A 23,888-nucleotide genomic window follows, 5' to 3' on the forward strand; every position below is an offset into this window, starting at 1 on the left:
AGGGAATTACTGTTTATTTACGATGTTTCAAGGCTGTAGTGGCGAATGGGTCACGCTTGCAAATGAAGTAAACAGAAATTAACGACCTCGCTTGCTTGTATGTCAAAAGCGGGTAAAACGACACACGTGACCGGAATCGGGTTCTCCCGGAGCCGGGGACGAGGGAAACAAAGGTAATAGGTGAAATGAAGGCTGGTTCAAAGTTTTTGAACGCAGTATCGGCGGTTGCGCTGTCTGCTAGTGTTGTTGCTTCGGGCGCAGGTGCTTTGACGTTCGTTTCCGCTACGGCTGCTGAGGCCGCCGTCATCCAGCGTATCGATGTGCGCGGCGCAAGCCGCGTCGGCGCGGAAGCCGTCCGGTCGAACCTCACCATCTCTCCCGGGAAGAGTTTTTCCAACAGCGATATCGATGCTTCGGTCAAGCAGCTTTACGGTACGGGGTACTTCTCCGACGTGAAGATCTCGGTCTCGGGAAGCACGCTCGTCGTCAACGTTCAGGAAGCTCAGCTCGTCAATCAGGTCGTCTTCAACGGCAACCGCAAGATCAAGGACGACAAGCTCGCGACCATCGTCCAGACCCATGCCGCCGGTCCCTACAGCGACACCCAGATCCAGTCCGACATTCAGTCGATCAAGGATGCCTACGCTGCCACCGGCCGCAGCGAGGTCGAAGTGACGACGCAGGTGGTGCCGCTCGGCGAAGGCCGCGTCAACCTTGCCTTCGTCATCAACGAAGGTGATCGCACCAAGATCGATTCGATCAACTTCGTCGGCAACAATGCCTACAGTGCCGGCCGCCTGGCTGCCGTCATCAATACCAAGCGTTCGAACTTCCTTTCGTTCCTGACCCGCAAGGACGTCTATAACGAAGACAAGCTCCACGCCGACGAAGAAGCGCTGCGCCAGTTCTATTACAATCGCGGCTACGCCGACATGCGCATCGTCTCTTCCGATGCCACCTTCGACGACGCGACCAACAAATACACGCTCACCTTCAACATCGAGGAAGGCCAGCGCTACGATTTCGGACCGGTGACCGTCCAGTCGACCGTCGAAGGCGTCGGTTCCGATCAGTTGCTGCCGCTCGTGCGCACCCATGAAGGTCGTGTCTACAGCGCCAAGGACGTGCAGAAGTCGATCGAGGCGATCTCCGATCAGGTGGCGTCTGCCGGTTATCCTTTTGCGCGCGTCACGCCGCGCGGCAACCGCGACCTCAACAACAATACGATCGGCGTCGAATATCTGGTCGACCAAGGCGAACGCGCCTATGTCGAGCGTATCGAGATCCGCGGCAACAGCCGCACGCGCGACTACGTGATCCGCCGCGAATTCGACATGAGCGAAGGCGACGCCTTCAATCAGCAGATGATCACCAAGGCCAAGCGTCGCCTCGAAGCGCTGGGTTACTTCTCTTCCGTCAATATCTCCACCCAGCCGGGCAGCTCGCCCGACCGTGTCGTGGTGGTCGTCGACGTGCAGGATCAGTCGACTGGTTCGTTCGGTGTCGGCGCGGGTTATGCCGCGGGCGGCGACGGTCTGCTGCTCGAAGCATCGATCGAGGAAAAGAACTTCCTCGGCCGCGGCCAGTATATCCGCATTTCGGCCGGCGGCGGTCAGGAAGGCTCGCGCGCCTACGGCGTCAGCTTCACCGAACCCTATTTCCTCGGCTATCGCCTGGCGGCAGGCTTCGACGTCAACCGCAGCGAAACGTCGAGCAACGACGACTATGACTACGAGGAAACCAGCGTCGTTCTGCGTGTGACCGCACCGATCACCGAAGATCTGGCGACGACCTTCCGCTATAACTACAAGCAGATGAAGTATGACGGCGATACCTCCGATCTTTCGGCGACCTATGCCAATCTGGTCGATGAGAGCCCGTGGACGCGCTCTTCCGTCTCGCAGACGCTGACCTACAACACGCTTGATGACACCGTCCTGCCGCGTGAAGGCATCTATGCGACGGCGACGCAGGAACTTGCCGGCCTCGGCGGCGACTCGCAGTTCTACAAGATCTACGGCAAGGCCCGTTACTACCATCTGCTCGCCGACGATGCCGACATCATCGGCTCGGTCTCGGCTTCGGCGGGTTATGTCGTCCCCCTCGGCGACCACCTGAATGTCTTCGATCAGTTCACCCTGACCAACGGCGATATTCGTGGCTTCGAGAACAAGGGGATCGGCCCACGCATCAGCGGGGATAATGATGACCCGCTCGGTGGCACGACCTATTTCACGGCGTCGGCGGAAGCGACCTTCCCGATGCCTGGCTTCCCGCGTGACTTCAACCTGCGCGGCGCCGTCTTTGCCGATGCCGGCACGCTGTTTGGCAATGATGTCGAGCTTCTCGGCTCCGATCAAGCGGAGGGCACCAGTGCTTCGCTGCGCGCTTCCGTCGGTGTCGGTGTTGTCTGGCAGTCTCCCTTCGGTGCATTGCGTCTGGATTACGCAATCCCGGTCCTCAAGGAAGACTTCGACAAGACGCAGAACTTCAAGTTTGGCATCAACAACCAATTCTGATATCGGCAGTCCGGAACTGTAAGACTCAATTCCGTTCTGGAGCATTGCCGATGGAGCAAAACGTTTTTTTTCTGCCCCATGAAGGTCTGAAGCTCGCTGAGCTGGCAGAGTTTCTTGGGGCAGAACTCGCCAATCCCGATCATGCCGATGTCATCGTCAGATCCGTGGCTCCCCTCAACCGGGCCCGGGCAGGCGATGTCTGCTATATCCTGTCGCGCCGCAGCCGCGATGAGCTGGCGACATGCGAAGCCTCTGCGGTGATCTGCGACAAGGCGCTCGTCGATCTCATCCCCGAGCACATTCCGGTCATTCTGTCGTCCAATCCGCACGCAGCCTTTGCGATGGCGGGCGGTCTGTTTTATCCCGCGGCCTTGCGCCCGGTCGTCTTTTCCAGTGAAAGCGAGATCGCGCCAAGTGCTGTGATCGATCCGAGCGCCAAGCTCGAAAAAGGTGTGATCGTCGAGCCGATGGCCGTCATCGGTGCGCATGCCGAGATCGGCGAGGGGACGCGCATCGGTGCGCACAGCATCATCGGCCCGGGCGTCAAGATCGGCCGGGATTGTTCGATTGCGGCCGGCGCGAGCATTCTCTGCGCGCTGATCGGCAATGGCGTCATCATTCACAACGGCGCCCGCATCGGCCAGGATGGTTTCGGCTATGCCCCGGGCCCGCGCGGTATGATCAAGATCGTCCAGATCGGCCGGGTGATCATCCAGGACAATGTCGAGATCGGCGCCAACACCACGATCGATCGCGGCGCCATGGACGATACGGTGATCGGCGAAGGCACCAAAATCGACAACCAGGTTCAGATCGGCCACAACGTTCAGATCGGCCGCCACTGTGCCGTCGTCGCCCAGGTCGGCATCGCCGGCAGCACAAAGATCGGCAATGGCGTGCAGATCGGCGGCCAGGTCGGCATCAAGGGGCATGTGACGATCGGCGACGGCGTGCAGATCGCCGCCAAAAGCGGTATCATGACCGACCTTGCCGCCGGCGGGCAATATGGCGGCGTACCCGCGCGCCCGCTAAAAGACTATCTGAGAGAGGCTGCGCAGCTGATGTCCAAGACCAAGCAGCGCGAGAGTAAACCTGGAGGCAAGCAAAATGACTGAGGAAGCCACGACAACGCTTTCTTCGGCTGACATCATCGAGATCATGAAGCTGCTGCCGCATCGTTACCCCTTCCTCTTGGTCGACAAGATCATCGAGATCGACGGCGACAACAGCGCGATCGGCATCAAGAACGTCACGGCGAACGAACCGCATTTCACCGGCCATTTTCCGGAAGCTCCGATCATGCCGGGCGTTCTCCTGATCGAAGGCATGGCTCAGACTGCGGGCGCGATCTGTGCCAAGAAGGAAGGCCAGCCGGGCAACCTCGTCTATTTCATGACCATCGAGAATGCGCGCTTCCGCAAGCCCGTCGTGCCCGGCGATCGCGTTGAATTCCATGTCAAGAAACACAAGCAGCGCGGCAATATCTGGAAATTCCATTGCGACGCCAAGGTTGACGGCGCGCTTGTCGCCGAGGCCGATATCGGCGCGATGATCGTTCGTAAGGATCAGGCATGAGCAATATCGCCGAAAGCGCCCTTATTCATCCGATGGCCGCCGTCGAAGACGGTGCCGTTATCGGTGAGGGCGTCAAGATCGGTCCCTTCTGCCATGTCGGGTCGCACGTCGTCCTGCATGCGAATGTCGAGCTTTTGTCGCATGCGGTCGTTACCGGCCGCACCGTGATCGGCAAGGGCACGCGCATCTTCCCGATGGCCGTCATCGGCGGCGATCCGCAGAGCGTGCATCACGGCGGTGAGGAGACGACGCTGACGGTCGGCGCCAACTGCACGATCCGCGAAGGCGTGACGATGAATACCGGCACCTCCGACTTCGGTGGCCAGACGATCGTCGGCGACAACAACCTCTTCCTCGCCAATTCCCACGTTGCGCATGACTGCCGCGTCGGCAATCACGTGATCATGTCGAACAACGTCATGCTCGCCGGCCACGTCGTCATCGAGGATCGTGTCATTCTGGGCGGCGGTTCTGCCGTTCACCAGTTCACCCGTGTCGGCCGTCAGGCCTTCGTCGGCGGGCTCTCGGCGGTCAGTTACGACGTCATTCCCTACGGCATGCTGAACGGCAATCCCGGGCTGCTGAGCGGCCTCAACGTCGTCGGCATGACGCGCGCCGGCATCGACCGCGCCGTCATTCACCGGGTGCGTCGCGCCTACAAGGCGATCTTTGAAGGAACGGGCTCCGTCCGCGAAAACGCCGCCGCCATCCGCGACGAATATGCCGATTGCGAGCAGGTGGTCCACATTCTCGACTTCATCGCCGCCGATAGCGACCGCGCCTTGTCCTCGCCGACCCGGGGGCAGAAGGGCTAGCCCGTGACATTTTCCGGCGAAACCGCTGCGGGCCGGCTGGCGATTATCGCCGGCGGCGGTCTTCTGCCTTCCTATGTCGCCGAAGCCGCGCGCGCCGCCGGCGAAAATCCGGTCATCGTCGCGCTGAAGGACGAAAGCGACCGGCGTTGGGAAGGCTATGACCACGCTGTCATCGGCATCGGCGATTTCGCCGCCCTCGATGGGTTGCTCAACCGGTATGGCATTGGCCGTGTCGTGATGTCGGGCAGTGTGCGCCGCCGCCCGGAATGGCGCGAGGTGCGCCCGACGCTGCGCATCCTGATGAAAGTGCCGGCCGCCATCCGCACCTTGCTGTCCGGCGGCGACGATACGGTTCTGCAGATGGTGATCCGCCTGATAGAGGGAAACGGCCGCCGCGTCGTTGGCGCCCATGAAATCGCCCCCGACCTGCTTGCCTCCGTCGGCCCGCTTGGTGCTGTGGCGCCCGGCGAGGACGACCGGCGTGATATCAGCCGTGCTGGGGAAGCCGCCGAAATGCTCGGCCGGCTCGATGTCGGGCAGGGCGCCGTCAGCATCGGCGGGCGTGTCGTCGCGCTGGAGGGTCTTGAAGGCACGGATGAGATGCTGGACCGCGTGACGGGTCTCAGAGCCGCCGGACGCATCTCGCCACGCCGCCGCGGCGCACTCGTCAAGCTCTGCAAGCCGCAGCAGGATATCCGCGCCGATCTGCCGGCGATCGGCGTATCCACGGTGCTGAACGCGAGGAAAGCCGGCCTTGCCGGTGTCGCCGTTGAGGCCGGCCGTTCACTGGTGCTCGATCGCGCCGCCGTCATCAAGGCCGCCGACGAGGCCGGGCTTTTCGTCTGCGGCATCGATCGCGGCCTGCCGGCATGGGGGCTTGTATGAACGGGGCGCCGCTGAAGATCGCCGTCATTGCCGGTGAGGTGTCGGGGGATCTGCTCGGCGCCGATCTCATCGCCGCCCTGAAACGGATTCATAGCGGACCGGTGGAACTGGTCGGCGTCGGCGGCGAGGCGCTGCAAGCAGAAGGCCTGAGATCGCTGTTCGATTTCTCCGAGTTGTCGATCATGGGCATCACCCAGGTGCTGAGCCGGCTGCCAAAGCTCTATACCTTGATCCGCCGGACGACGGCTGAAATCATCGCCGCAAGGCCGGACATTCTTCTCATCATCGACAGCCCGGATTTCACCCATCGCGTTGCAAAGCGCGTCCGCACCGCGCTGCCCGATCTGCCTGTTGTCAATTATGTCTGTCCGAGCGTCTGGGCCTGGAAGGAATATCGCGCCACGCGCATGCTCGCCTATGTCGATCATGTGCTCGCCGTTCTGCCCTTCGAGCCGGAAGTGATGCGCACGCTTGGCGGCCCGGAGACGACTTATGTCGGCCATCGCCTGATTGCCGATCCGGCATTGCTCGAAGCGCGGCGGCTGCGCGCCGGCAGGCAGCCCGGCAACGGCCCGATCCTTCTTCTTCCCGGTTCGCGTTCATCCGAGATCAAGAATCTCGTGCCTTATTTCGAGGCCGCAGCGAAGGAGCTTGTTGCCCGCAATGGGCCGATGCGCTTCATTCTGCCGACGGTGACGCACAAGGAGGCGCTTGTCCGCGAAATGACGGCGGGGTGGGCGGTAAAACCGGAGATCGTCGTCGGTGCGGAAGCGAAATGGAAAGCCTTCGCCGAAACCGATGCAGCCATGGCGGCATCCGGAACTGTCATTCTTGAGCTGGCGCTTGCCGATGTGCCCGTCGTCTCCGCCTACAAGGTCGACTGGATCATGCGGTTGCTGACATCAACCATCAAGACCTGGACAGGCGCGCTGCCAAACCTGATCGCCGATTACGCGGTCGTGCCGGAATATCTCAACGATATCGTTCGCGGCGCCAGTCTCGCCCGCTGGATGGAAAGGCTGTCGGCCGATACCTACCAGCTGAAGGCGATGAAGGAAGGCTATGACCTTATCTGGCAGCGCATGCAGACCGAAAAGCCGCCTGGCGAGCATGCCGCCGAGATCCTTCTCGATGTCCTGAAAAAGAAAAAACCCGGCCGTTTCTGACCGGGTTTTCTTTTAGGCTTTGAAGCGATCAGCGCTTCGAAACCGGGATATAGTCGCGCTTGGGTTCGCCGACATAGAGCTGGCGCGGACGGCCGATGCGCTGTTCCGGATCCTCGATCATCTCGTTCCACTGCGCGATCCAGCCGACGGTGCGGGCGAGCGCGAAGAGCACGGTGAACATGGTCGTGGGGAAGCCGAGCGCCTTCAGCGTGATGCCGGAATAGAAGTCGATATTCGGATAGAGCTTCTTCTCGATGAAATATTCGTCGGTGAGCGCGATGCGCTCCAGCTCCATCGCCACTTCGAGCAACGGATCGTCCTTGATGCCGAGTTCGCCCAGCACTTCATGCGTCGTCTTCTGCATGATCTTGGCGCGCGGATCATAGTTCTTGTAGACGCGGTGGCCGAAGCCCATCAGGCGGAACGGGTCGTTCTTGTCCTTGGCGCGGGCGATATATTCCGGGATGTGGTCGACTGTGCCGATTTCGTTCAGCATGTTCAGCGCTGCTTCGTTGGCGCCGCCATGTGCAGGCCCCCAGAGGCAGGCGATGCCGGCCGCGATGCAGGCGAACGGGTTGGCGCCCGACGAACCGGCGAGACGGACGGTCGAGGTCGAGGCGTTCTGCTCGTGATCGGCATGCAGGATGAAGATGCGGTCCATGGCGCGGGCAAGCACCGGATTGACCACATATTCCTCGCAAGGCACGGCAAAGCACATGCGCAGGAAGTTCGACGCATAGTCGAGGTCGTTCTTCGGATAAACGAAGGGCTGGCCGATATGGTATTTGTAGGCCATGGCGGCGAGCGTCGGCATCTTGGCGATCATGCGCAGGCTGGCGACCATGCGCTGGTGCGGATCGGTGATGTCCGTGGAGTCGTGATAGAAGGCCGACAGCGCGCCGACGCAGCCGCACATGACGGCCATCGGATGTGCATCGCGGCGGAAGCCGGTGAAGAAGCGGCTCATCTGCTCATGCACCATGGTGTGGTGCGTGACGCGATAATCGAAATCCTTCTTCTGCGCGGTGGTCGGCAGTTCGCCGTAGAGAAGCAGGTAGCAGACTTCCAGGAAGTCGCCATGCTCGGCGAGCTGCTCGATCGGATAGCCGCGATGCAGCAGAACACCTTCGTCGCCGTCGATGTAGGTGATTTTCGATTCACAGGATGCGGTCGAGGTAAAACCCGGATCGTACGTGAAGGAAGCCGTGTTCTTGTAGAGGGCACCGATATCGATGACGCTCGGGCCGATCGTGCCGCTTTTGACGGCAAGGTCGACAGATTTGTCACCGATTTTTATTGTAGCGCTTTGATCCGTCATGCTGATCCTCCGAAATGGCGGTGGCGCCTTAAAAGCGCCATAGGGGTTAAGCGTCCTCACCGATAGCTATATGATCGCGAAGCTAATGCCAAGTTACCGTGACGGCATTTTGTGCATTGCGGTATCACCTTTTAGGCACTGCAGCGATGAGCCGCGTGCATATCGGAAGCTGATGATTCGACTGGTCTTTTGGCACTCGCGATTTTCCCTCATATTTCAATCGATTATTCTTGCCGGATTTGATGGGAGGTTGCATTCTGGCCGCCTTGGCGGGTGAGCTTGGGCGGCGGATGCAGGAATTGACGACAGTCGAATTGCGGCCGGAAGCAGGCGCCGGCCTTGCCGATACCTCCGGTTTTTCTCCCCCTGCCGTGGTGTCGCGGCCGGCAAGGACGCAGTCGGCGACACCGTTGCGCCATCGCCTGCCGGCTTTGGCCTCGCAATCGCTGCGTGCCGGCAGGCGCATGCTGGGCGAGGAGGCGGATCATGGCCGCCTGCTGCTATTCTCGCCGGTCTTCCTCGGCGCCGGATCAGCCTTCTGGTTTCTTGGAGCATCGGATTTTCCGGTCATTGCACCGCTGCTCTGCCTGTTGGTGCTGACGACCGCGGTTCTGATCGCCAGCCGTATGCGGGCGGCATTGCGGACCGTCCTGCTGGCGCTTGCACTTGTGGCCGGTGGCATGGTCTCGGCGGAGTTCGAAAGCTGGCGGGCTTCGACCGTGATCCTCGACTCCGCCGTGACGACGACGGTGACCGGCCGTGTCGAACGGCGCGAAGGCGATGGTCGCGGCCGGTGGCGCTACATTCTGGCCGTCACCGGCACCGAGGCGCCGCAGGTGAAGCGGCCGCCGGAACGGATAACCGCGATCGCCCGCGGCGCCGACGCGCCTTTCGAGATCGGTGACATCATCACCGGCAGGGCTCGGCTGACACCGCCGTCAGGCCCAGCACTTCCAGAGCTCAACGACTTCTCTTTCGGGGCCTATTTCGATGGCATCGGCGCCAATGGTTTCTTCTACGGCGCGCCGACGAAAGTCGATTTGCAGGCGGGCCCGCAGGCTGCCAGATCGACGGCGGAAGCCCTGCTCGAATGGCTTTACCGGCTGCGCAGCGGCATCGGCGACCGCATCCGATCGATTCTGCCCGGCGACACCGGCGCTTTTGCCGCTGCTCTGGTGACGGACGAACGGCGCGCCATCTCGAATGCGACCACGGAGGCGCTGCGCCAGTCCGGTCTGGCGCATATCATCGCCATCTCCGGCCTCAACATGGCGCTGTCGGCCGGCATCTTCTTCGTCGGCTTCCGGATGCTGCTCAGCCTCTTTCCCGGCGTCGCCCAGGCCTATCCGACGAAGAAGATCGCCGCCGCCGGCGCGCTCATCGCCGTCACGGCCTATTTCCTGATCTCCGGCTTCGCGGTCTCGGCCGAGCGCGCGTTCATCATGATGGCCATCATGCTGATTGCCGTCTTCTTCGACCGGCCGTCGATCAGCCTGCGCAATGTCGCTCTCTCCGCGCTCGTCATCCTCGCCATTTCGCCGTCCGAGGTCCTGGGTCCGAGCTTCCAGATGTCCTTTGCCGCAACCTTGGCGCTCGTGTCGGGCTATCAGCTGTGGAAGGATCGGCGCGTCCGCGAGAATGCCTTCCTGAAGCTGCCGATCGTCAGGCCTTTCGTCGCGGTTGCGGGGTTCTTCGGCGGTGTCTTCCTGACCTCGCTGATCGGCGGTTTCTCCACCGCACTGTTTTCGATCGAGCATTTTCATCGCCTGACCGCCTACGGCCTGCCGGCAAACCTCGCGACGATGCCGATCATCTCCTTCATCATCATGCCGGCCGGGTTGCTGGCGATGCTGCTCATGCCTTTCGGTCTGGACGTTTTGCCTTGGAAGATTGTCGGATTCGGCCTCGATCTGGTGATCGCCGTCGCCAAGACCGTGTCCGGCTGGGGTGGCGACATCGGCATCGGCCGCTTGCCCGCCTGGTATTTCGCGGTCGCCGTGGCAGGCTTCCTGCTGCTGACGCTGCTCCGCACTCGGCTGCGCCATATGGGCACGTCGATCATGTCAGCCGCAACGCTCATCCTGCTGCTTCTGCCGGTTCCCCGGCCGCCGGATCTGGTGATTTCGGAAGATGGCAGTCTCGTCGCGGTCGTCGAGGCGGCGGCAATGGCCTCCAACCGTGAAAACCCGCCGGATTTCATCTTCGACCAATGGCAGCGCGCGCTGGTCCTGCCGGCGCATGACCCGCCGAAGATGCTGGATGGTCCTGCTGTCCCGCCAGCGGGAGAGGACCGCCGCGTCAAGCTCTCCCGCGATCAGCAGAACGAAGCGAGGGCGGCGATGCGGGCGGCTGCAGCCGGCGGTGACGCAAACCGCTTTTCCTGCGTCAAGAAGGCCTGGTGCATATCAAGGCTTGGCAACGGTCATGTGGTCGCCGTCATCGACAATGCCGCCTATCTCGCTCCGGCCTGCGATGCGGCCGATATCGTGGTAACGTCGGTCCGCCTGCGTTTCAACAGCTGCCGCTCAGGCGCGACGCTCTTCACCGGCGAGACGTTGCGCCGGACCGGTTCCGTCGAGCTGCGCTTCGCGGAGGCCGGCATGGAGGTCACAACCGCATTCGATGATCTGTGGCGGCCATGGATCCGCCATCGCGCCTATGACTGGCGCAGCAACAGCTTTGTCGAAACCGGCCAGGGTGTTAGTGATAGCGGCGAATAAGGCCGACGAGTTTGCCCTGCACCTTGACGCGGTCTGGCCCGAAGATCCGGGTCTCGTAAGCCGGGTTGGCCGCTTCCAGCGCGATCGAGGCGCCCTTGCGGCGGAAGCGTTTGAGTGTCGCTTCTTCGTCGTCGACGAGAGCAACGACGATGTCGCCAGGGCTTGCGGTGCTGCCATTGCGGATGATCACGGTGTCGCCGTCGAAAATGCCGGCGTCGATCATCGAATCACCCTTGACCTCCAGCGCGTAGTGTTCACCGGAGCCGAGCATATCGGCCGGAACGACGATGTCGTGGGTGTTGTTCTGGATTGCCGAGATCGGAACGCCGGCGGCGATGCGGCCCATGACCGGCACGGAGACTGAGTTGCCATTGTCGGCGACGGGTTTTGCAGGAGCGGGAGTGGCGACCGGCTGGGGCTTGCCCAGGCTGCCCTCAATGACGCTCGGCGAAAAGCCGCGCCGGGGCTGGATGCTGGGGCTATAGGCCTCCGGAAGCTTGATGACCTCGAGTGCGCGGGCCCGGTTCGGTAGGCGGCGAATGAAGCCACGCTCCTCGAGCGCCGTAATCAGCCGGTGAATCCCGGACTTCGAAGCGAGATCCAGGGCGTCCTTCATTTCGTCGAAAGACGGCGGAACGCCGGATTCCTTCATGCGCTCATGAATGAAGAGGAGAAGCTCCTGTTGTTTGCGCGTGAGCATCGACGTTGTGACCTCGTGATTGAAACAAATCCAGAACAGACACTATATGTTCCATATGTGTTCCGCAAGTAGCTAAATTTCCGTAAAACTTGGCGCCAACTCGTTGAGATTTTTATTTTCATTTGCCGGATTGGCCGACAAGTCTTGCCTTGGGCGGCACTGTCGCACATCTCTGCCGTGTCAGGAGAGGGGATATCATGAACGAGCATTCCGCCAAACCACGCCCGCTGGATCATGTCGTGCTGCCGGTCGTCAATATCGATCTGGCGCGCGAGAGGCTCGGCAAGCTGGGCTTTACCGTTGCCGCCGATGCGCGTCATCCCTTCGGAACGGAGAATGCCTGCGTCTTTTTTGCCGATAAGACCTATCTGGAGCCGCTCGGGATTGCGAGCGTTAGGGAAAGTGAAGCATCGGCGCGGCAAGGCAATGTCTTCACCGCCCGCAACCGCGCCTTCCGATTCCGCTGCGGCGAGGAAGGGCTTTCGGCGGTGGCCTTCGGCAGCGAGGATGCCGATATCGATCATCGGAATTTCGTCGGCGACGGAGCGAGCGCCGGCGAGATGCTGGCGTTCAGCCGGCCGATGACGATGCCGGATGGTTCTGAGAGCATTGCCGGCTTCAGGCTGGCCTTTGCCGGCGACCTGCGCGCGCCCGATCTCTTTCTCTTCACCGTCGAGCGCGTCAATCCGCTGCCGGCCGACCGCAGCGCGCTGGAGGCGCATGCCAATGGCGTCACCGGCATTGCCGAGGTGGTGCTTTGCGCGCCCGATGCGGCTGCCTTCGCCGCCTTCGTCAGTCTTGCCAGCGCGCAATCGGCAGTCGAGAAAACCGGTTTCGGCGTCACGATCGCGGCGTCGAATGTGAAAATCAGCCTGATGACGCCGGAGGGTTTGGAGGCCTATTTCGAGGTCGCTGTCCCATCCGCCGACCGCGGCCTGCGCGGCCGGGCGATTCTCTTCGCTGTCGCCGATCTTGCCGTGACAGAAGCGCATTTGGCTGCTAACGGGGTGACATATACGCGCAAGAACAATCGCATTCTGGTGAAGCCCGCGCCCGGGCAGGGCACGCTTTTCGCCTTCGAGGAAACACGATGAGCACAGATACGAATTCCCAAGTCAAGATCGGCGAGGGCCAGGGCCAGGTCACCTTTTCCAACACCGGCCGCCTGTCGCTGATTGCCGGCCCTTGCCAGATGGAGAGCCGCGACCACGCCTTCATGGTGGCCGGCACGCTGAAGGAGCTTTGCGGAAAGCTCGGCATCGGCCTCGTCTACAAGAGCTCCTTCGACAAGGCAAACCGCACTTCGCTTTCGGCCGAACGCGGCATCGGCATTGAAAAGGGCATGGAGATCTTTGCCGACCTCAAGAAGGAATTCGGCTTTCCCGTCCTGACCGACGTTCATACCGCCGAACAATGCGCCGAGGTGGCAAAGACCGTCGATGTCCTGCAGATCCCGGCCTTCCTTTGCCGCCAGACCGATCTTCTCATCGCCGCCGCCAATACCGGCCGCGTCGTCAATGTCAAGAAGGGCCAGTTCCTCGCTCCCTGGGATATGAAAAACGTCCTGAAGAAGCTTAACGCCAGCGGCAATCCGAACGTGCTGCTGTGCGAGCGCGGCGCCTCGTTTGGCTACAACACGCTGGTTTCCGACATGCGTTCGCTGCCGATCATGGCGTCGATGGGTGCTCCCGTTGTTTTCGACGCCACCCATTCCGTGGCGCAGCCGGGCGGGCAGGGCGATTCCTCGGGCGGCCAGCGGGAATTCGTTGAAACGCTGGCGCGCGCAGCGGTGGCGACCGGCATTGCCGGCGTCTTCCTCGAAACCCATCAGGACCCCGACAATGCGCCTTCCGACGGACCGAACATGGTCTATCTCAAGGACATGCCGCGGCTCCTCGAAAAGCTGCTTGCCTTCGATGCGGTCGCCAAGGCCTGATTACCCAGCTTGACGTTCAACAGTCTGACATGATCGCGCTATAAGCATGTCGCGCAAAACCAAAGAGCAAAGCGCGGACCATGCGAATGTTAGAGATCGCGACGCGCTTTCGTCCACATCGGAACGCTGGTTCGAAGGCTGGCAATTGCGGCATTGTAATTTGCTCGCCTTCGATTAAGACAGGTTTCGAACGACTTATCACCCACTGAGCAGGAAGAACCCATGACTGCAATCACCGATATCATCGCCCGCGAGATTCTCGATAGCCGTGGCAATCCCACCGTCGAAGTCGATGTCTATCTCGAAGACGGCAGCATGGGCCGCGCGGCTGTTCCCTCGGGCGCCTCGACGGGCGCGCATGAGGCGGTCGAACTGCGCGACGGCGGCAAGCGCTACCTCGGCAAGGGCGTCCAGAAGGCGGTCGATGCCGCCAACACCGAGATCTTCGATGCGATCGGCGGCATCGACGCCGAAAACCAGATCCAGATCGACAACATCATGATCGAGCTGGACGGCACGCCGAACAAGTCGCGCCTCGGCGCCAACGCCATCCTCGGCGTGTCGCTCGCCGTCGCCAAGGCTGCCGCCCAGGCCTCCGGCCTGCCGCTCTACCGTTATGTCGGCGGCGCTTCCGCCAGCCTGCTGCCGGTGCCGATGATGAACATCATCAACGGCGGCGCCCATGCCGACAACCCGATCGATTTCCAGGAATTCATGATCCTGCCGGTCGGCGCCGATACGATCGCCGAAGCCGTGCGCATGGGTTCGGAAGTCTTCCATACGCTCCGCAAGGAACTTGCCGCACAGGGCCACAACACCAATGTCGGCGACGAAGGCGGTTTCGCACCGGGCCTGAAGAGCGCTTCCGAAGCCCTCGACTTCATCGTCAAGTCGGTCGAAAAAGCCGGCTACAAGCCGGGTGAGGACATCTACCTCGGCCTCGATTGCGCCTCGACGGAATTCTTCAAGGACGGCAAATATGTTCTCGAAGGGGAAGGCCGCACGCTCGAATCGGGCGCCATGGCCGAATATCTGGCCGAACTCGCCGCCAAGTACCCGATCATCTCGATCGAGGACGGCATGGCTGAGGACGACTGGGATGGCTGGAAGACGCTGACCGACCTGACCGGCAAGAAGACCCAGCTCGTCGGCGACGATCTCTTCGTCACCAACTCTGCCCGCCTTCGCGATGGCATCCGCATGGGTGTCGCCAACTCGATCCTCGTCAAGGTCAACCAGATCGGCTCGCTGACCGAAACCCTCGACGCCGTCAACACGGCGCACAAGGCAGCCTATACCGCCGTCATGTCTCACCGCTCCGGCGAAACGGAAGATTCGACCATCGCCGATCTCGCGGTCGCCACCAACTGCGGTCAGATCAAGACCGGCTCGCTGTCGCGTTCCGACCGTCTTGCCAAGTACAACCAGCTGATCCGTATCGAAGAAGGCCTCGGTCCTCAGGCCCAGTATGCCGGCCGCTCGATCATTCGCGGCTGATCGCATCTGATTTTCAACGGTTCGACCCGCGCCTCTCCGGCGCGGGTTTTTTGTTGCTCTTTTTTAGAGTCAACGAACGGTTAATCTCTGCGCTGTAGATTGAGCGAATTGGTAATGCGTTCAAGAGCATGCGTGTATGTGGACAAAGCATCATAAGAAGAGAAAGCTCGGCCGCTTCGTCATTCCGGCCATGACGGTCGCCTTCCTTTCCTATTTCGGTTATCACTGCATTCACGGCGATTACGGCCTGCGCGCGACGGAAGCGTTCGAGCACCAGCGTGTCGCGCGTGAAAAAGAGCTTGCAGTCTTGAAGACGAAGCGCGAACATCTGGAAAATCAGGTCGCGCTGCTCAGTGACGGCTCGCTCGACAAGGACATGCTGGACGAAAAAGCGCGCTATCAGCTCAATGTGTCGCGCGCGGACGAGATCGTCATATTCAACCATTATTCCAATTAACCGGAAACAGGTTAATTGGAATTTCAGGCGTTTTATCAACGATTTAGCGCCGAATACGAGCCATGCAATTATGGCATTGCTGTGGTCATATTTCTTCCCTATGGTACGCGCCACCAAGAACCGACAAACCCATAGGGAGGGTTGAATGGCGCCGCGAAAGACCGCGACCGTTTCCAGCCGCAAAACTGCAGCAAAACCCGCAGCCAAAGCATCGAATGGAGGCCCGGTAGCCGACTTCGATCGCGATGAGGAGCTCAAGGCCTATCGCGAAATGCTGCTGATCCGCCGCTTCGAGGAGAAGGCCGGTCAGCTTTACGGCATGGGCTTCATCGGCGGCTTTTGCCACCTCTACATCGGTCAGGAAGCTGTCGTCGTCGGCATGCAGATGGCGCAGAAGGAAGGCGACCAGGTCATCACCGCCTATCGCGACCACGGCCATATGCTGGCGACCGGCATGGAAGCGCGTGGCGTCATGGCGGAACTGACCGGGCGCCGCAGCGGCTATTCCCACGGGAAGGGCGGCTCGATGCACATGTTCTCGAAAGAGAAGCATTTCTACGGCGGTCACGGCATCGTCGGGGCCCAGGTCTCGCTCGGAACCGGTCTGGCTTTCGCAAACAGCTACCGCGGCAACGGCAATGTCTCGATCGCCTATTTCGGCGACGGCGCTGCCAACCAGGGCCAGGTTTACGAGAGCTTCAACATGGCGGCTCTCTGGAAACTGCCGATCGTCTATATCGTCGAGAACAACCGTTACGCCATGGGCACCTCGACCGCCCGCGCCACGGCGCAGTCGAACTATTCGCTGCGCGGCTCCGGCTTCGGCATCCCCGGCATTCAGGTCGATGGCATGGACGTTCGCGCCGTCAAGGCGGCGGCCGACGAGGCGCTCGAACATTGCCGCTCCGGCAAGGGCCCGATCATTCTCGAAATGCTGACCTATCGTTATCGCGGTCACTCCATGTCCGATCCGGCGAAGTATCGCTCCAAGGACGAAGTGCAGAAGATGCGCTCCGAGCATGACCCGATCGAACAGGTCAAGGCGCGCCTCATCGAAAAGGGCTGGGCCTCCGAAGACGATCTGAAGGCGATCGACAAGGATGTCCGCGACATCGTCGCCGACAGCGCCGACTTCGCCCAGGCCGATCCGGAGCCGGATGCATCCGAGCTCTACACCGACATTCTGCTCTAATCGGGGGAGGGAACCCATGCCTATCGATATCCTCATGCCCGCCCTCTCTCCGACGATGGAAGAAGGCACGCTGTCCAAATGGCTGAAGCAGGAAGGTGACAAGGTCACCTCAGGCGACGTGATCGCCGAAATCGAAACCGACAAGGCGACGATGGAAGTCGAAGCCGTCGATGAAGGTGTCATCGGCAAGCTGCTCGTCGATGCCGGCACCGAAGGTGTCAAGGTCAACACCAAGATCGCCGTGCTGCTGCAGGATGGCGAATCCGCCGCCGATCTCTCCGCCGCCAAGCCGGCCGCAGCAGCCGCGCCTGCCGTTGCCCAGGAAGAGAAGCCGACCGAAACCGGTTCGGCCTCCGCGCCGCTTCCGGCCGAGCCGAAGGCCGTCGTTCCGAATGACCCCGAAATTCCTGCCGGCACCGAAATGGTGTCGACGACCGTGCGCGAAGCGCTCCGCGACGCCATGGCCGAGGAAATGCGCGCCAATGAAGACGTCTTCGTCATGGGCGAAGAAGTTGCCGAATATCAGGGCGCCTACAAGGTCACGCAGGGCCTGCTGCAGGAATTCGGCCCCCGCCGCGTCATCGATACGCCGATCACCGAGCACGGCTTTGCCGGCGTCGGCGTCGGCGCTGCCATGGCTGGCCTTCGCCCGATCGTCGAATTCATGACCTTCAACTTCGCCATGCAGGCGATCGACCACATCATCAACTCCGCCGCCAAGACGCTCTATATGTCCGGCGGCCAGATGGGCGCTCCGATCGTCTTCCGCGGCCCGAACGGTGCCGCAGCTCGCGTCGGCGCCCAGCACAGCCAGGACTATGCTGCCTGGTACTCCGCAATCCCCGGCCTGAAGGTCGTCATGCCTTACACGGCATCCGACGCCAAGGGCCTGCTGAAGGCTGCGATCCGCGATCCGAATCCGGTGATCTTCCTCGAGAACGAAATTCTCTACGGTCAGCACTTCGATGTGCCGAAGCTCGACAATTTCGTCCTGCCGATCGGCAAGGCCCGCATCCATCGCCCGGGCAAGGACGTCACGGTGGTCTCCTTCGGCATCGGCATGACTTATGCGACCAAGGCGGCGGCCGAACTCGAAAAGATCGGCATCGACGTCGAACTGATCGACCTTCGCACCATTCGCCCGATGGACCTGCCGACCGTTATCGAATCGGTGAAGAAGACCGGCCGTCTGGTCACCGTCGAGGAAGGTTATCCGCAATCGTCGGTCGGCACCGAAATCGCCACCCGCGTCATGCAGCAGGCCTTCGATTATCTCGATGCGCCGATCCTGACGATTGCGGGCAAGGACGTTCCGATGCCCTACGCCGCCAATCTCGAAAAGCTCGCACTTCCGAACGTCGGCGAAGTCGTCGATGCGGTGAAGGCTGTTTGCTACAAATAAGGGGAGGGCAGCTCGATGCCGATCAATATCACGATGCCCGCCCTCTCTCCGACCATGGAGGAAGGCAATCTTTCCAAATGGCTGGTCAAGGAAGGCGACAAGGTCAAATCAGGCGATGTGATCGCCGAGATCGAGACCGACAAGGCGACGATGGAAGTCGAAGCCGTCGATGAAGGCACGGTCGCCAAGCTCGTCGTTGCCGCCGGCACCGAAGGCGTCAAGGTCAATGCACTGATTGCGGTTCTCGCCGCCGATGGCGAGGATGTCGCCGCTGCCGCAAACGGTGCGGGTTCTGCCGCTCCGGCGCCCAAGGCTGAAGCCGCGCCTGCGCCGAAGGCCGAGGCTGCACCGGCTCCGGCCCAAACCGCTCCGGCTGCAGCACCGGCACCTGCCGCTGCACCCGCATCGGTTTCGGCTGATGGCAACCGCACCTTCTCGTCGCCGCTCGCCCGCCGTCTGGCCAAGGAAGCCGGCATCGATCTTTCGGCAGTCGCAGGCTCCGGCCCGCATGGCCGCGTCGTCAAGAGCGACATTGAGGCGGCTGTTGCCGGCGGTGGCGCCAAGGCTGCTGCTGCGCCTGCACCCGCTGCCGCCCCGCAGGCTGCTGCGCCGGCTCCGGCCGCTGCCGCACCGAAGGGCGCCTCTGAGGAAGCCGTGCTCAAGCTCTTCCAACCTGGCTCCTACGAGCTCGTGCCGCATGACGGCATGCGCAAGACGATCGCCAGGCGCCTGGTCGAATCCAAGCAGACGATCCCGCATTTCTACGTCAGCGTCGATTGCGAGCTCGATGCGCTGCTGGCGCTGCGCGCCCAGCTGAACGATGCGGCGCCGCGCAAGGACAATGCTCCGGCCTACAAGCTCTCGGTCAACGACATGGTCATCAAGGCCATGGCGCTGGCGCTGCGCGACGTTCCGGATGCCAATGTCTCCTGGACCGACAGCAACATGGTCAAGCACAAGCATGCCGATGTCGGCGTCGCCGTCTCGATCCCCGGCGGCCTGATCACGCCGATCATCCGCAAGGCCGAGGAAAAGACCCTGTCGACGATCTCCAACGAGATGCGCGATCTCGGCAAGCGGGCCAAGGACCGCAAGCTGAAGCCTGAGGAATATCAGGGCGGCACCAGCTCGGTCTCGAACATGGGCATGATGGGCGTGAAGAACTTCGCAGCCGTCGTCAACCCGCCGCATGCGACGATCCTCGCGGTCGGCGCAGGCGAACAGCGGGTCGTCGTCAGGAAGGGCGAAATGGCGATCGCCACCGTGATGTCGGTCACGCTGTCGACCGACCATCGCTGCGTCGATGGTGCACTCGGCGCCGAGCTGCTCCAGGCCTTCAAGGGCTACATCGAAAACCCGATGGGCATGCTTGTCTGATAGCAGCGCGGAGGCGGAAATGACCAAGACCGTTCTTTGCTATGGTGACTCGCTGACCTGGGGTTATGACGCCGAGACGATCGGCCGTCATGAGTACAAGAATCGCTGGCCGAGCGTGCTTCAGGCAGCGCTCGGCAGCGAGGCCCGCGTCATCGCCGAAGGCCTGAATGGGCGCACGACCGCTTTCGACGACCACCTCGCCGATTGTGACCGCAACGGTGCGCGCATCCTGCCGACGATCCTGCAGACGCATGCACCGCTCGACCTCGTCATCCTTCTGCTCGGCACCAACGACATGAAGCCGGTCGTGGCGGGGTCCGCCTTTGCCGCCTGCCAGGGCATCAGCCGTCTCGTGCGGCTCATCCGCAATCATGCCTGGCCCTTCGAATTCGATGGGCCGGAGATCTTGATCGTGGCGCCGCCGGCGATCTGCGCGACGGGCAATGTGCCCTTCGCCGCATCCTTTCCCGGCGGCATCGAGGAATCGGCCAAGCTCGCAACGCTTTATCGTGATCTTGCCGACGAACTCGGCTGCGGCTTCTTCGACGGCAACTCCGTCGCCAAGACCACGCCGATCGATGGCATTCACCTTGATGCGGACAATACGCGTGCGCTCGGACGCGGGCTGGAATCGATCGTGCGGATGATGCTGGGGATCTGACCATGACCTCCTTCATCGCCCTCCGGCAGGCCTCACGGCGGGATGCTTCGGAGCTGGCGATTCTGGCGGATATCGCCTCGCGCGGTTTTGCCTCCTGGCTCTGGTTCGCCGATGTGGCGACCGGCATGAGTGACACGCCGCTGGAGCGGGGCCGGCTGAAGATGAGCGAGGAAGAGGCTGTCGGCGGCTGGCGGGATGCCGTCATCGCCGAGGCCTATGGCGAGGTCGCAGGCGTGGCGATCGGCCACGCGCTGGAGGAAGGCATAGATAAGATCGAGGCGACAGTTCCGGCGACCGAGCCGATGCTCGCCTTGCAGAAAACGGTTGTGGGTAGCTGGTTCATCGGCAGTCTCGGCGTCTATCGCCACCTGCGCGGCATCGGCATCGGACGCAGATTGCTGGAGGATCAGATCGAAAGGGCCGATCGCCGCTCCGTCAGTCTCATTACCGCAAGTGATAACGAAGCGGCTTTGTCGCTTTATGGAAGAAACGGATTCTTGGAGGCTGCGCGTGCCGATGCCGTGCCGCTCTTCGATAACAGCAAGAGACACGCGTGGGTGCTCATGACCCGCAGCGCAGCGTAACAAAGGCAGGAAACACATGGCTGAATCCTACGACGTCATCATCATCGGTTCGGGTCCCGGCGGCTATGTCGCCGCTATTCGCGCCAGCCAGCTTGGCCTCAAGACCGCGATCGTCGAGCGCGAGCATATGGGCGGCATCTGCTTGAACTGGGGCTGCATACCCACAAAGGCGCTGCTGCGCTCGGCCGAAGTCCTCGATCATGCAAATCACTTCAAGGATTACGGTCTCGTTCTCGAGGGCACGGTCAAGCCGGATGCCAAGGCCGTCGTTGGCCGCTCGCGCGCCGTCTCTGCCCGTCTCAACGCGGGCGTCGGCTTCCTGATGAAGAAGAACAAGATCGACATCATCTGGGGCGAAGGAAAGCTTTCCAAGCCCGGCGAGATCGTCGTCGGCAAGTCGTCGAAGGCCGTCGTCGAGCCGCAGCACCCGCTGCCGAAGAACGTCAAGGGCGAGGGCACCTATACCGCCAAGCACATCATCATCGCCACCGGCGCCCGCCCGCGCGCGCTGCCTGGCATCGAGCCGGACGGCAAGCTGATCTGGACCTATTTCGAGGCGCTGAAGCCGGATGCGCTGCCGAAGTCGCTGATCGTCATGGGCTCGGGCGCGATCGGCATCGAATTCGCAAGCTTCTATCGCTCGATGGGCGTCGACGTGACGGTCGTCGAAGTCATGCCGACCATCATGCCGGTCGAAGATGCCGAAATCACCGCGATTGCCCGCAAGCAGCTTGAAAAGCGTGGCCTCAAGATCTTCACCAGCGCCAAGGTTTCGAAGGTCGAGAAGGGCGCCGGCAGCGTCACCGCGCATGTCGAGACGGCCGATGGCAAAGTGCAGCAGATCACTGCCGACCGGCTGATTTCGGCCGTCGGCGTTCAGGGCAACATCGAAAATCTTGGCCTCGAGGCGCTTGGTGTGAAGACCGACCGCGGCTGCGTCGTCGTCGACGGTTACGGCAAGACCAATGTCGCCGGCATCTATGCGATCGGCGATGTCGCCGGCCCGCCGATGCTGGCGCACAAGGCAGAGCATGAGGGCGTCGTCTGCGTCGAAAAGATCGCCGGCTTGCCGAACGTTCATCCCACAGACAAGGGCAAGGTCCCGGGCTGCACCTATTGCAATCCGCAGGTCGCCTCCGTCGGCCTCACCGAAGCCAAAGCCAAGGAGCTGGGCCGTGACATCCGCGTCGGTCGCTTCTCCTTTGCGGCAAACGGCAAGGCGATCGCGCTTGGCGAAGACCAGGGCATGGTGAAGGTGATCTTCGATAAGAAGACCGGCGAACTGCTCGGCGCCCATATGGTTGGCGCTGAAGTCACCGAGCTCATCCAGGGCTTCGTCGTCGCGATGAACCTCGAAACAACCGAGGAAGAGCTGATGCACACGATCTTCCCGCATCCCACCGTGTCGGAAACGATGAAGGAAGCGGTGCTCGATGCCTACGGCCGTGTATTGAATGCTTGATAATTTCCCAATCCGCCCTGTATCACGGGGTGGAAAAAACGAAAGGAAATCATCATGTCTATGGAGACGCAGGCGTTGCTGGTATTTCTGCTGATCGGCCTGGTTGCAGGCTTCCTCGCAAGTCTGGTCGTCGGCGGCGGCGGGTTGATAAGATGCCTGCTGAGCGGCATCATCGGCGCCTTCGTCGGCGGTTATCTGTTCAGCGCGCTCGGCATTTCGCTGGGCATCGAGAACGCGCTGGTTGTGCAGATCATCCACGCCACGGTCGGCGCCATTATCGTGGTTCTGATCGCAAGAGCGGTCGCTTAAGGGGCAAAAGAGGGCAGGAATGGAAGGCGTCGGCTGGATTTCGGCAATCATCATCGGCGGACTTGCGGGCTGGCTCGCCGGCAAGCTGATGGAAGCGCGATACGGGATTTTCCTGAACATCGTGCTCGGCATCGTCGGCTCGGTCGTCGCCAGCGCCGTCCTCGCGCAGTTCCATGTCCAGGTGGTCGGCGGACGGCTCGGTTACTTCGTGACGGGTTTCCTCGGCGCCTGCCTGTTGATATTCCTTGTGCGACTGGTGCGGCGCTAGATCCGAATGATGTGCCGCATAGAGGCGGTAGAAAGCTGAAACTGCAATGGTGACCATCCTCGACACGATCAATCCCGACGCCAAGCGTGTGCGCCATCCGGAGAAGGCGCATCGCCCGGACACGGAAGTCATGCGCAAGCCGGACTGGATTCGCGTCAAGGCGCCGACCTCCAAGGGTTATGCCGAGACGCGTGCGATCGTGAAGGAGCACAAGCTCGTCACCGTCTGCGAAGAGGCCGGTTGCCCGAATATCGGCGAGTGCTGGGACAAGAAGCACGCGACCTTCATGATCATGGGCGAGATTTGTACCCGCGCCTGCGCCTTCTGCAATGTCGCCACCGGCAAGCCGAATGCCCTCGACATGGCCGAGCCTGAGAATGTCGCCAAGGCAGTCAAGGAGATGGGCCTCAGCCACGTCGTCATCACCTCGGTCGACCGTGACGACCTGGCAGACGGCGGCGCCGAGCACTTCGAAAAGGTGATCTGGGCAATCCGGGCGGCCTCGCCGATGACGACGATCGAGATCCTGACGCCGGACTTCCTGAAGAAGCCTGGAGCGCTGGAACGGGTCGTCGCCGCCAAGCCCGACGTCTTCAACCACAATATGGAGACCGTGCCCGGCAATTATCTGACGGTTCGCCCCGGCGCCCGCTACTTCCATTCCATTCGCCTGCTGCAGCGGGTGAAGGAACTCGATCCCACCATGTTCACCAAATCAGGCATCATGGTCGGCCTCGGCGAAGAACGAAACGAAGTCCTCCAGCTGATGGACGATCTGCGCACCGCCGACGTCGATTTCCTGACGATCGGCCAGTACCTGCAGCCGACCCGCAAGCACCACAAGGTCATGAGCTTCGTCACGCCCGACGAGTTCAAGTCCTACGAGACCGTCGCCTACAGCAAGGGTTTCCTGATGGTCGCCTCGAGCCCCCTGACCCGCTCCTCGCACCATGCCGGCGACGACTTCGCGCGATTGCGGGCGGCACGGGAGAAGAAGCTGCTGATGGCCGCCGAGTAAGATCCGGTACTTGCTTTTTGAATGAAC

22 protein-coding genes are annotated in these 23,888 nt (G+C 61.7%); 20 read left to right on the top strand and 2 right to left on the bottom strand.

The genetic code is table 11. The features are described from left to right. Positions 1-185: 185 nt before the first annotated feature. Genes bamA through lpxB form a run of 6 tightly spaced genes read left to right on the top strand, consistent with a single transcriptional unit; the run spans position 186 to position 6,960 of the window. On the top strand, positions 186-2,519 hold the full coding sequence (gene bamA, locus NE851_RS20130; RefSeq protein ID WP_047614966.1) for an outer membrane protein assembly factor BamA: 2,334 nt from the start codon (positions 186-188) through the stop codon (positions 2,517-2,519). Positions 2,520-2,569: 50 nt separating this feature from the next. Then, positions 2,570-3,634 carry a UDP-3-O-(3-hydroxymyristoyl)glucosamine N-acyltransferase gene (gene lpxD, locus NE851_RS20135; protein ID WP_047614968.1) on the top strand — a complete coding sequence of 355 codons (1,065 nt, stop codon included), beginning with the start codon at positions 2,570-2,572 and terminating at the stop codon, positions 3,632-3,634. Further along, the gene (gene fabZ, locus NE851_RS20140; RefSeq protein WP_047614969.1) at positions 3,627-4,094 is read left to right on the top strand and encodes a 3-hydroxyacyl-ACP dehydratase FabZ; all 468 of its coding nucleotides are present in this window, start codon (positions 3,627-3,629) and stop codon (positions 4,092-4,094) included. The genes lpxD and fabZ overlap by 8 nt, the downstream gene beginning before the upstream one ends. Next, entirely contained in the window at positions 4,091-4,909 is an 819-nt protein-coding gene (gene lpxA / locus NE851_RS20145; protein ID WP_047614971.1) for an acyl-ACP--UDP-N-acetylglucosamine O-acyltransferase, read from the top strand. The genes fabZ and lpxA overlap by 4 nt, the downstream gene beginning before the upstream one ends. A 3-nt stretch (positions 4,910-4,912) precedes the next feature. Then, positions 4,913-5,794, top strand: coding sequence for an LpxI family protein (locus NE851_RS20150; RefSeq protein WP_063475508.1), 882 nt, complete (start codon positions 4,913-4,915; stop codon positions 5,792-5,794). Further along, on the top strand, positions 5,791-6,960 hold the full coding sequence (gene lpxB / locus NE851_RS20155; protein ID WP_097623116.1) for a lipid-A-disaccharide synthase: 1,170 nt from the start codon (positions 5,791-5,793) through the stop codon (positions 6,958-6,960). The genes NE851_RS20150 and lpxB overlap by 4 nt, the downstream gene beginning before the upstream one ends. A 28-nt stretch (positions 6,961-6,988) precedes the next feature. On the opposite strand, the gene gltA is transcribed toward lpxB, so the two are convergent. After that, on the bottom strand, positions 6,989-8,278 hold the full coding sequence (gene gltA / locus NE851_RS20160; protein WP_047614976.1) for a citrate synthase: 1,290 nt from the start codon (positions 8,276-8,278) through the stop codon (positions 6,989-6,991). Between the two features lie 290 nt (positions 8,279-8,568). Here gltA and NE851_RS20165 point away from each other — a divergent pair, with 290 nt between their 5' ends. Continuing rightward, the gene (locus NE851_RS20165; RefSeq protein WP_097544387.1) at positions 8,569-10,998 is read left to right on the top strand and encodes a ComEC/Rec2 family competence protein; all 2,430 of its coding nucleotides are present in this window, start codon (positions 8,569-8,571) and stop codon (positions 10,996-10,998) included. Here NE851_RS20165 and lexA read toward each other — a convergent pair. Next, positions 10,979-11,698, bottom strand: coding sequence for a transcriptional repressor LexA (gene lexA / locus NE851_RS20170; RefSeq protein ID WP_003539306.1), 720 nt, complete (start codon positions 11,696-11,698; stop codon positions 10,979-10,981). The two genes, NE851_RS20165 and lexA, sit on opposite strands and share 20 nt — an antisense overlap. Positions 11,699-11,895: 197 nt before the next feature. Here lexA and NE851_RS20175 point away from each other — a divergent pair, with 197 nt between their 5' ends. The 13 genes from NE851_RS20175 to lipA all read left to right on the top strand — a co-directional run bounded on the left by NE851_RS20175 (position 11,896) and on the right by lipA (position 23,861). Then, positions 11,896-12,792 carry a VOC family protein gene (locus tag NE851_RS20175; RefSeq protein WP_097623117.1) on the top strand — a complete coding sequence of 299 codons (897 nt, stop codon included), beginning with the start codon at positions 11,896-11,898 and terminating at the stop codon, positions 12,790-12,792. Continuing rightward, on the top strand, positions 12,789-13,634 hold the full coding sequence (gene kdsA / locus NE851_RS20180) for a 3-deoxy-8-phosphooctulonate synthase (protein ID WP_047614980.1): 846 nt from the start codon (positions 12,789-12,791) through the stop codon (positions 13,632-13,634). The genes NE851_RS20175 and kdsA overlap by 4 nt, the downstream gene beginning before the upstream one ends. Positions 13,635-13,856: 222 nt before the next feature. Beyond that, positions 13,857-15,131, top strand: a complete 1,275-nt coding sequence (gene eno / locus NE851_RS20185; protein ID WP_047615742.1) for a phosphopyruvate hydratase — start codon at positions 13,857-13,859, stop codon at positions 15,129-15,131. 136 nt (positions 15,132-15,267) lie between these two features. Continuing rightward, positions 15,268-15,588, top strand: coding sequence for an FtsB family cell division protein (locus NE851_RS20190; protein ID WP_047614982.1), 321 nt, complete (start codon positions 15,268-15,270; stop codon positions 15,586-15,588). Between the two features lie 145 nt (positions 15,589-15,733). Next, entirely contained in the window at positions 15,734-16,780 is a 1,047-nt protein-coding gene (pdhA, locus tag NE851_RS20195) for a pyruvate dehydrogenase (acetyl-transferring) E1 component subunit alpha (RefSeq protein ID WP_047614983.1), read from the top strand. Positions 16,781-16,796: 16 nt separating this feature from the next. Continuing rightward, positions 16,797-18,182, top strand: a complete 1,386-nt coding sequence (locus tag NE851_RS20200) for a pyruvate dehydrogenase complex E1 component subunit beta (RefSeq protein ID WP_063475513.1) — start codon at positions 16,797-16,799, stop codon at positions 18,180-18,182. A 15-nt stretch (positions 18,183-18,197) separates the two neighbouring features. Beyond that, positions 18,198-19,559, top strand: a complete 1,362-nt coding sequence (locus NE851_RS20205) for a pyruvate dehydrogenase complex dihydrolipoamide acetyltransferase (protein WP_097623118.1) — start codon at positions 18,198-18,200, stop codon at positions 19,557-19,559. A gap of 19 nt (positions 19,560-19,578) precedes the next feature. After that, on the top strand, positions 19,579-20,220 hold the full coding sequence (locus NE851_RS20210; RefSeq protein WP_047614987.1) for an SGNH/GDSL hydrolase family protein: 642 nt from the start codon (positions 19,579-19,581) through the stop codon (positions 20,218-20,220). A 2-nt stretch (positions 20,221-20,222) separates the two neighbouring features. Then, positions 20,223-20,804, top strand: coding sequence for a GNAT family N-acetyltransferase (locus tag NE851_RS20215; RefSeq protein WP_063475514.1), 582 nt, complete (start codon positions 20,223-20,225; stop codon positions 20,802-20,804). Positions 20,805-20,820: 16 nt separating this feature from the next. Beyond that, positions 20,821-22,266 carry a dihydrolipoyl dehydrogenase gene (gene lpdA, locus NE851_RS20220; RefSeq protein WP_097544392.1) on the top strand — a complete coding sequence of 482 codons (1,446 nt, stop codon included), beginning with the start codon at positions 20,821-20,823 and terminating at the stop codon, positions 22,264-22,266. Between the two features lie 54 nt (positions 22,267-22,320). Then, positions 22,321-22,575: a GlsB/YeaQ/YmgE family stress response membrane protein gene (locus NE851_RS20225; protein WP_003539329.1), complete on the top strand. Its 255-nt coding sequence runs from the start codon at positions 22,321-22,323 to the stop codon at positions 22,573-22,575. A 19-nt stretch (positions 22,576-22,594) separates the two neighbouring features. Further along, positions 22,595-22,843 carry a GlsB/YeaQ/YmgE family stress response membrane protein gene (locus NE851_RS20230; protein WP_047614990.1) on the top strand — a complete coding sequence of 83 codons (249 nt, stop codon included), beginning with the start codon at positions 22,595-22,597 and terminating at the stop codon, positions 22,841-22,843. A gap of 46 nt (positions 22,844-22,889) precedes the next feature. Beyond that, entirely contained in the window at positions 22,890-23,861 is a 972-nt protein-coding gene (lipA, locus tag NE851_RS20235; RefSeq protein ID WP_063475516.1) for a lipoyl synthase, read from the top strand. Positions 23,862-23,888: the final 27 nt, after the last annotated feature.

Origin of the sequence: Rhizobium anhuiense bv. trifolii (assembly GCF_024346605.1) — a bacterium.
Lineage (GTDB): Bacteria > Pseudomonadota > Alphaproteobacteria > Rhizobiales > Rhizobiaceae > Rhizobium > Rhizobium anhuiense.

Bases quoted from the DNA above. Each gene is read 5' to 3' on its own strand.
- NE851_RS20215 (WP_063475514.1), top strand. From the start codon at position 20,223: ATGACCTCCTTCATCGCCCTCCGGCAGGCCTCACGGCGGGATGCTTCG.
- lpxA (WP_047614971.1), top strand. From the start codon at position 4,091: ATGAGCAATATCGCCGAAAGCGCCCTTATTCATCCGATGGCCGCCGTC.
- bamA (WP_047614966.1), top strand. From the start codon at position 186: ATGAAGGCTGGTTCAAAGTTTTTGAACGCAGTATCGGCGGTTGCGCTG.
- NE851_RS20225 (WP_003539329.1), top strand. From the start codon at position 22,321: ATGTCTATGGAGACGCAGGCGTTGCTGGTATTTCTGCTGATCGGCCTG.
- eno (WP_047615742.1), top strand. From the start codon at position 13,857: ATGACTGCAATCACCGATATCATCGCCCGCGAGATTCTCGATAGCCGT.
- NE851_RS20165 (WP_097544387.1), top strand. From the start codon at position 8,569: ATGCAGGAATTGACGACAGTCGAATTGCGGCCGGAAGCAGGCGCCGGC.
- NE851_RS20175 (WP_097623117.1), top strand. From the start codon at position 11,896: ATGAACGAGCATTCCGCCAAACCACGCCCGCTGGATCATGTCGTGCTG.
- fabZ (WP_047614969.1), top strand. From the start codon at position 3,627: ATGACTGAGGAAGCCACGACAACGCTTTCTTCGGCTGACATCATCGAG.
- lpxD (WP_047614968.1), top strand. From the start codon at position 2,570: ATGGAGCAAAACGTTTTTTTTCTGCCCCATGAAGGTCTGAAGCTCGCT.
- NE851_RS20205 (WP_097623118.1), top strand. From the start codon at position 18,198: ATGCCGATCAATATCACGATGCCCGCCCTCTCTCCGACCATGGAGGAA.
- lpdA (WP_097544392.1), top strand. From the start codon at position 20,821: ATGGCTGAATCCTACGACGTCATCATCATCGGTTCGGGTCCCGGCGGC.
- lexA (WP_003539306.1), bottom strand. From the start codon at position 11,698: ATGCTCACGCGCAAACAACAGGAGCTTCTCCTCTTCATTCATGAGCGC.
- gltA (WP_047614976.1), bottom strand. From the start codon at position 8,278: ATGACGGATCAAAGCGCTACAATAAAAATCGGTGACAAATCTGTCGAC.
- lipA (WP_063475516.1), top strand. From the start codon at position 22,890: ATGGTGACCATCCTCGACACGATCAATCCCGACGCCAAGCGTGTGCGC.
- kdsA (WP_047614980.1), top strand. From the start codon at position 12,789: ATGAGCACAGATACGAATTCCCAAGTCAAGATCGGCGAGGGCCAGGGC.
- NE851_RS20230 (WP_047614990.1), top strand. From the start codon at position 22,595: ATGGAAGGCGTCGGCTGGATTTCGGCAATCATCATCGGCGGACTTGCG.
- NE851_RS20190 (WP_047614982.1), top strand. From the start codon at position 15,268: ATGTGGACAAAGCATCATAAGAAGAGAAAGCTCGGCCGCTTCGTCATT.
- NE851_RS20200 (WP_063475513.1), top strand. From the start codon at position 16,797: ATGCCTATCGATATCCTCATGCCCGCCCTCTCTCCGACGATGGAAGAA.
- lpxB (WP_097623116.1), top strand. From the start codon at position 5,791: ATGAACGGGGCGCCGCTGAAGATCGCCGTCATTGCCGGTGAGGTGTCG.
- NE851_RS20210 (WP_047614987.1), top strand. From the start codon at position 19,579: ATGACCAAGACCGTTCTTTGCTATGGTGACTCGCTGACCTGGGGTTAT.
- pdhA (WP_047614983.1), top strand. From the start codon at position 15,734: ATGGCGCCGCGAAAGACCGCGACCGTTTCCAGCCGCAAAACTGCAGCA.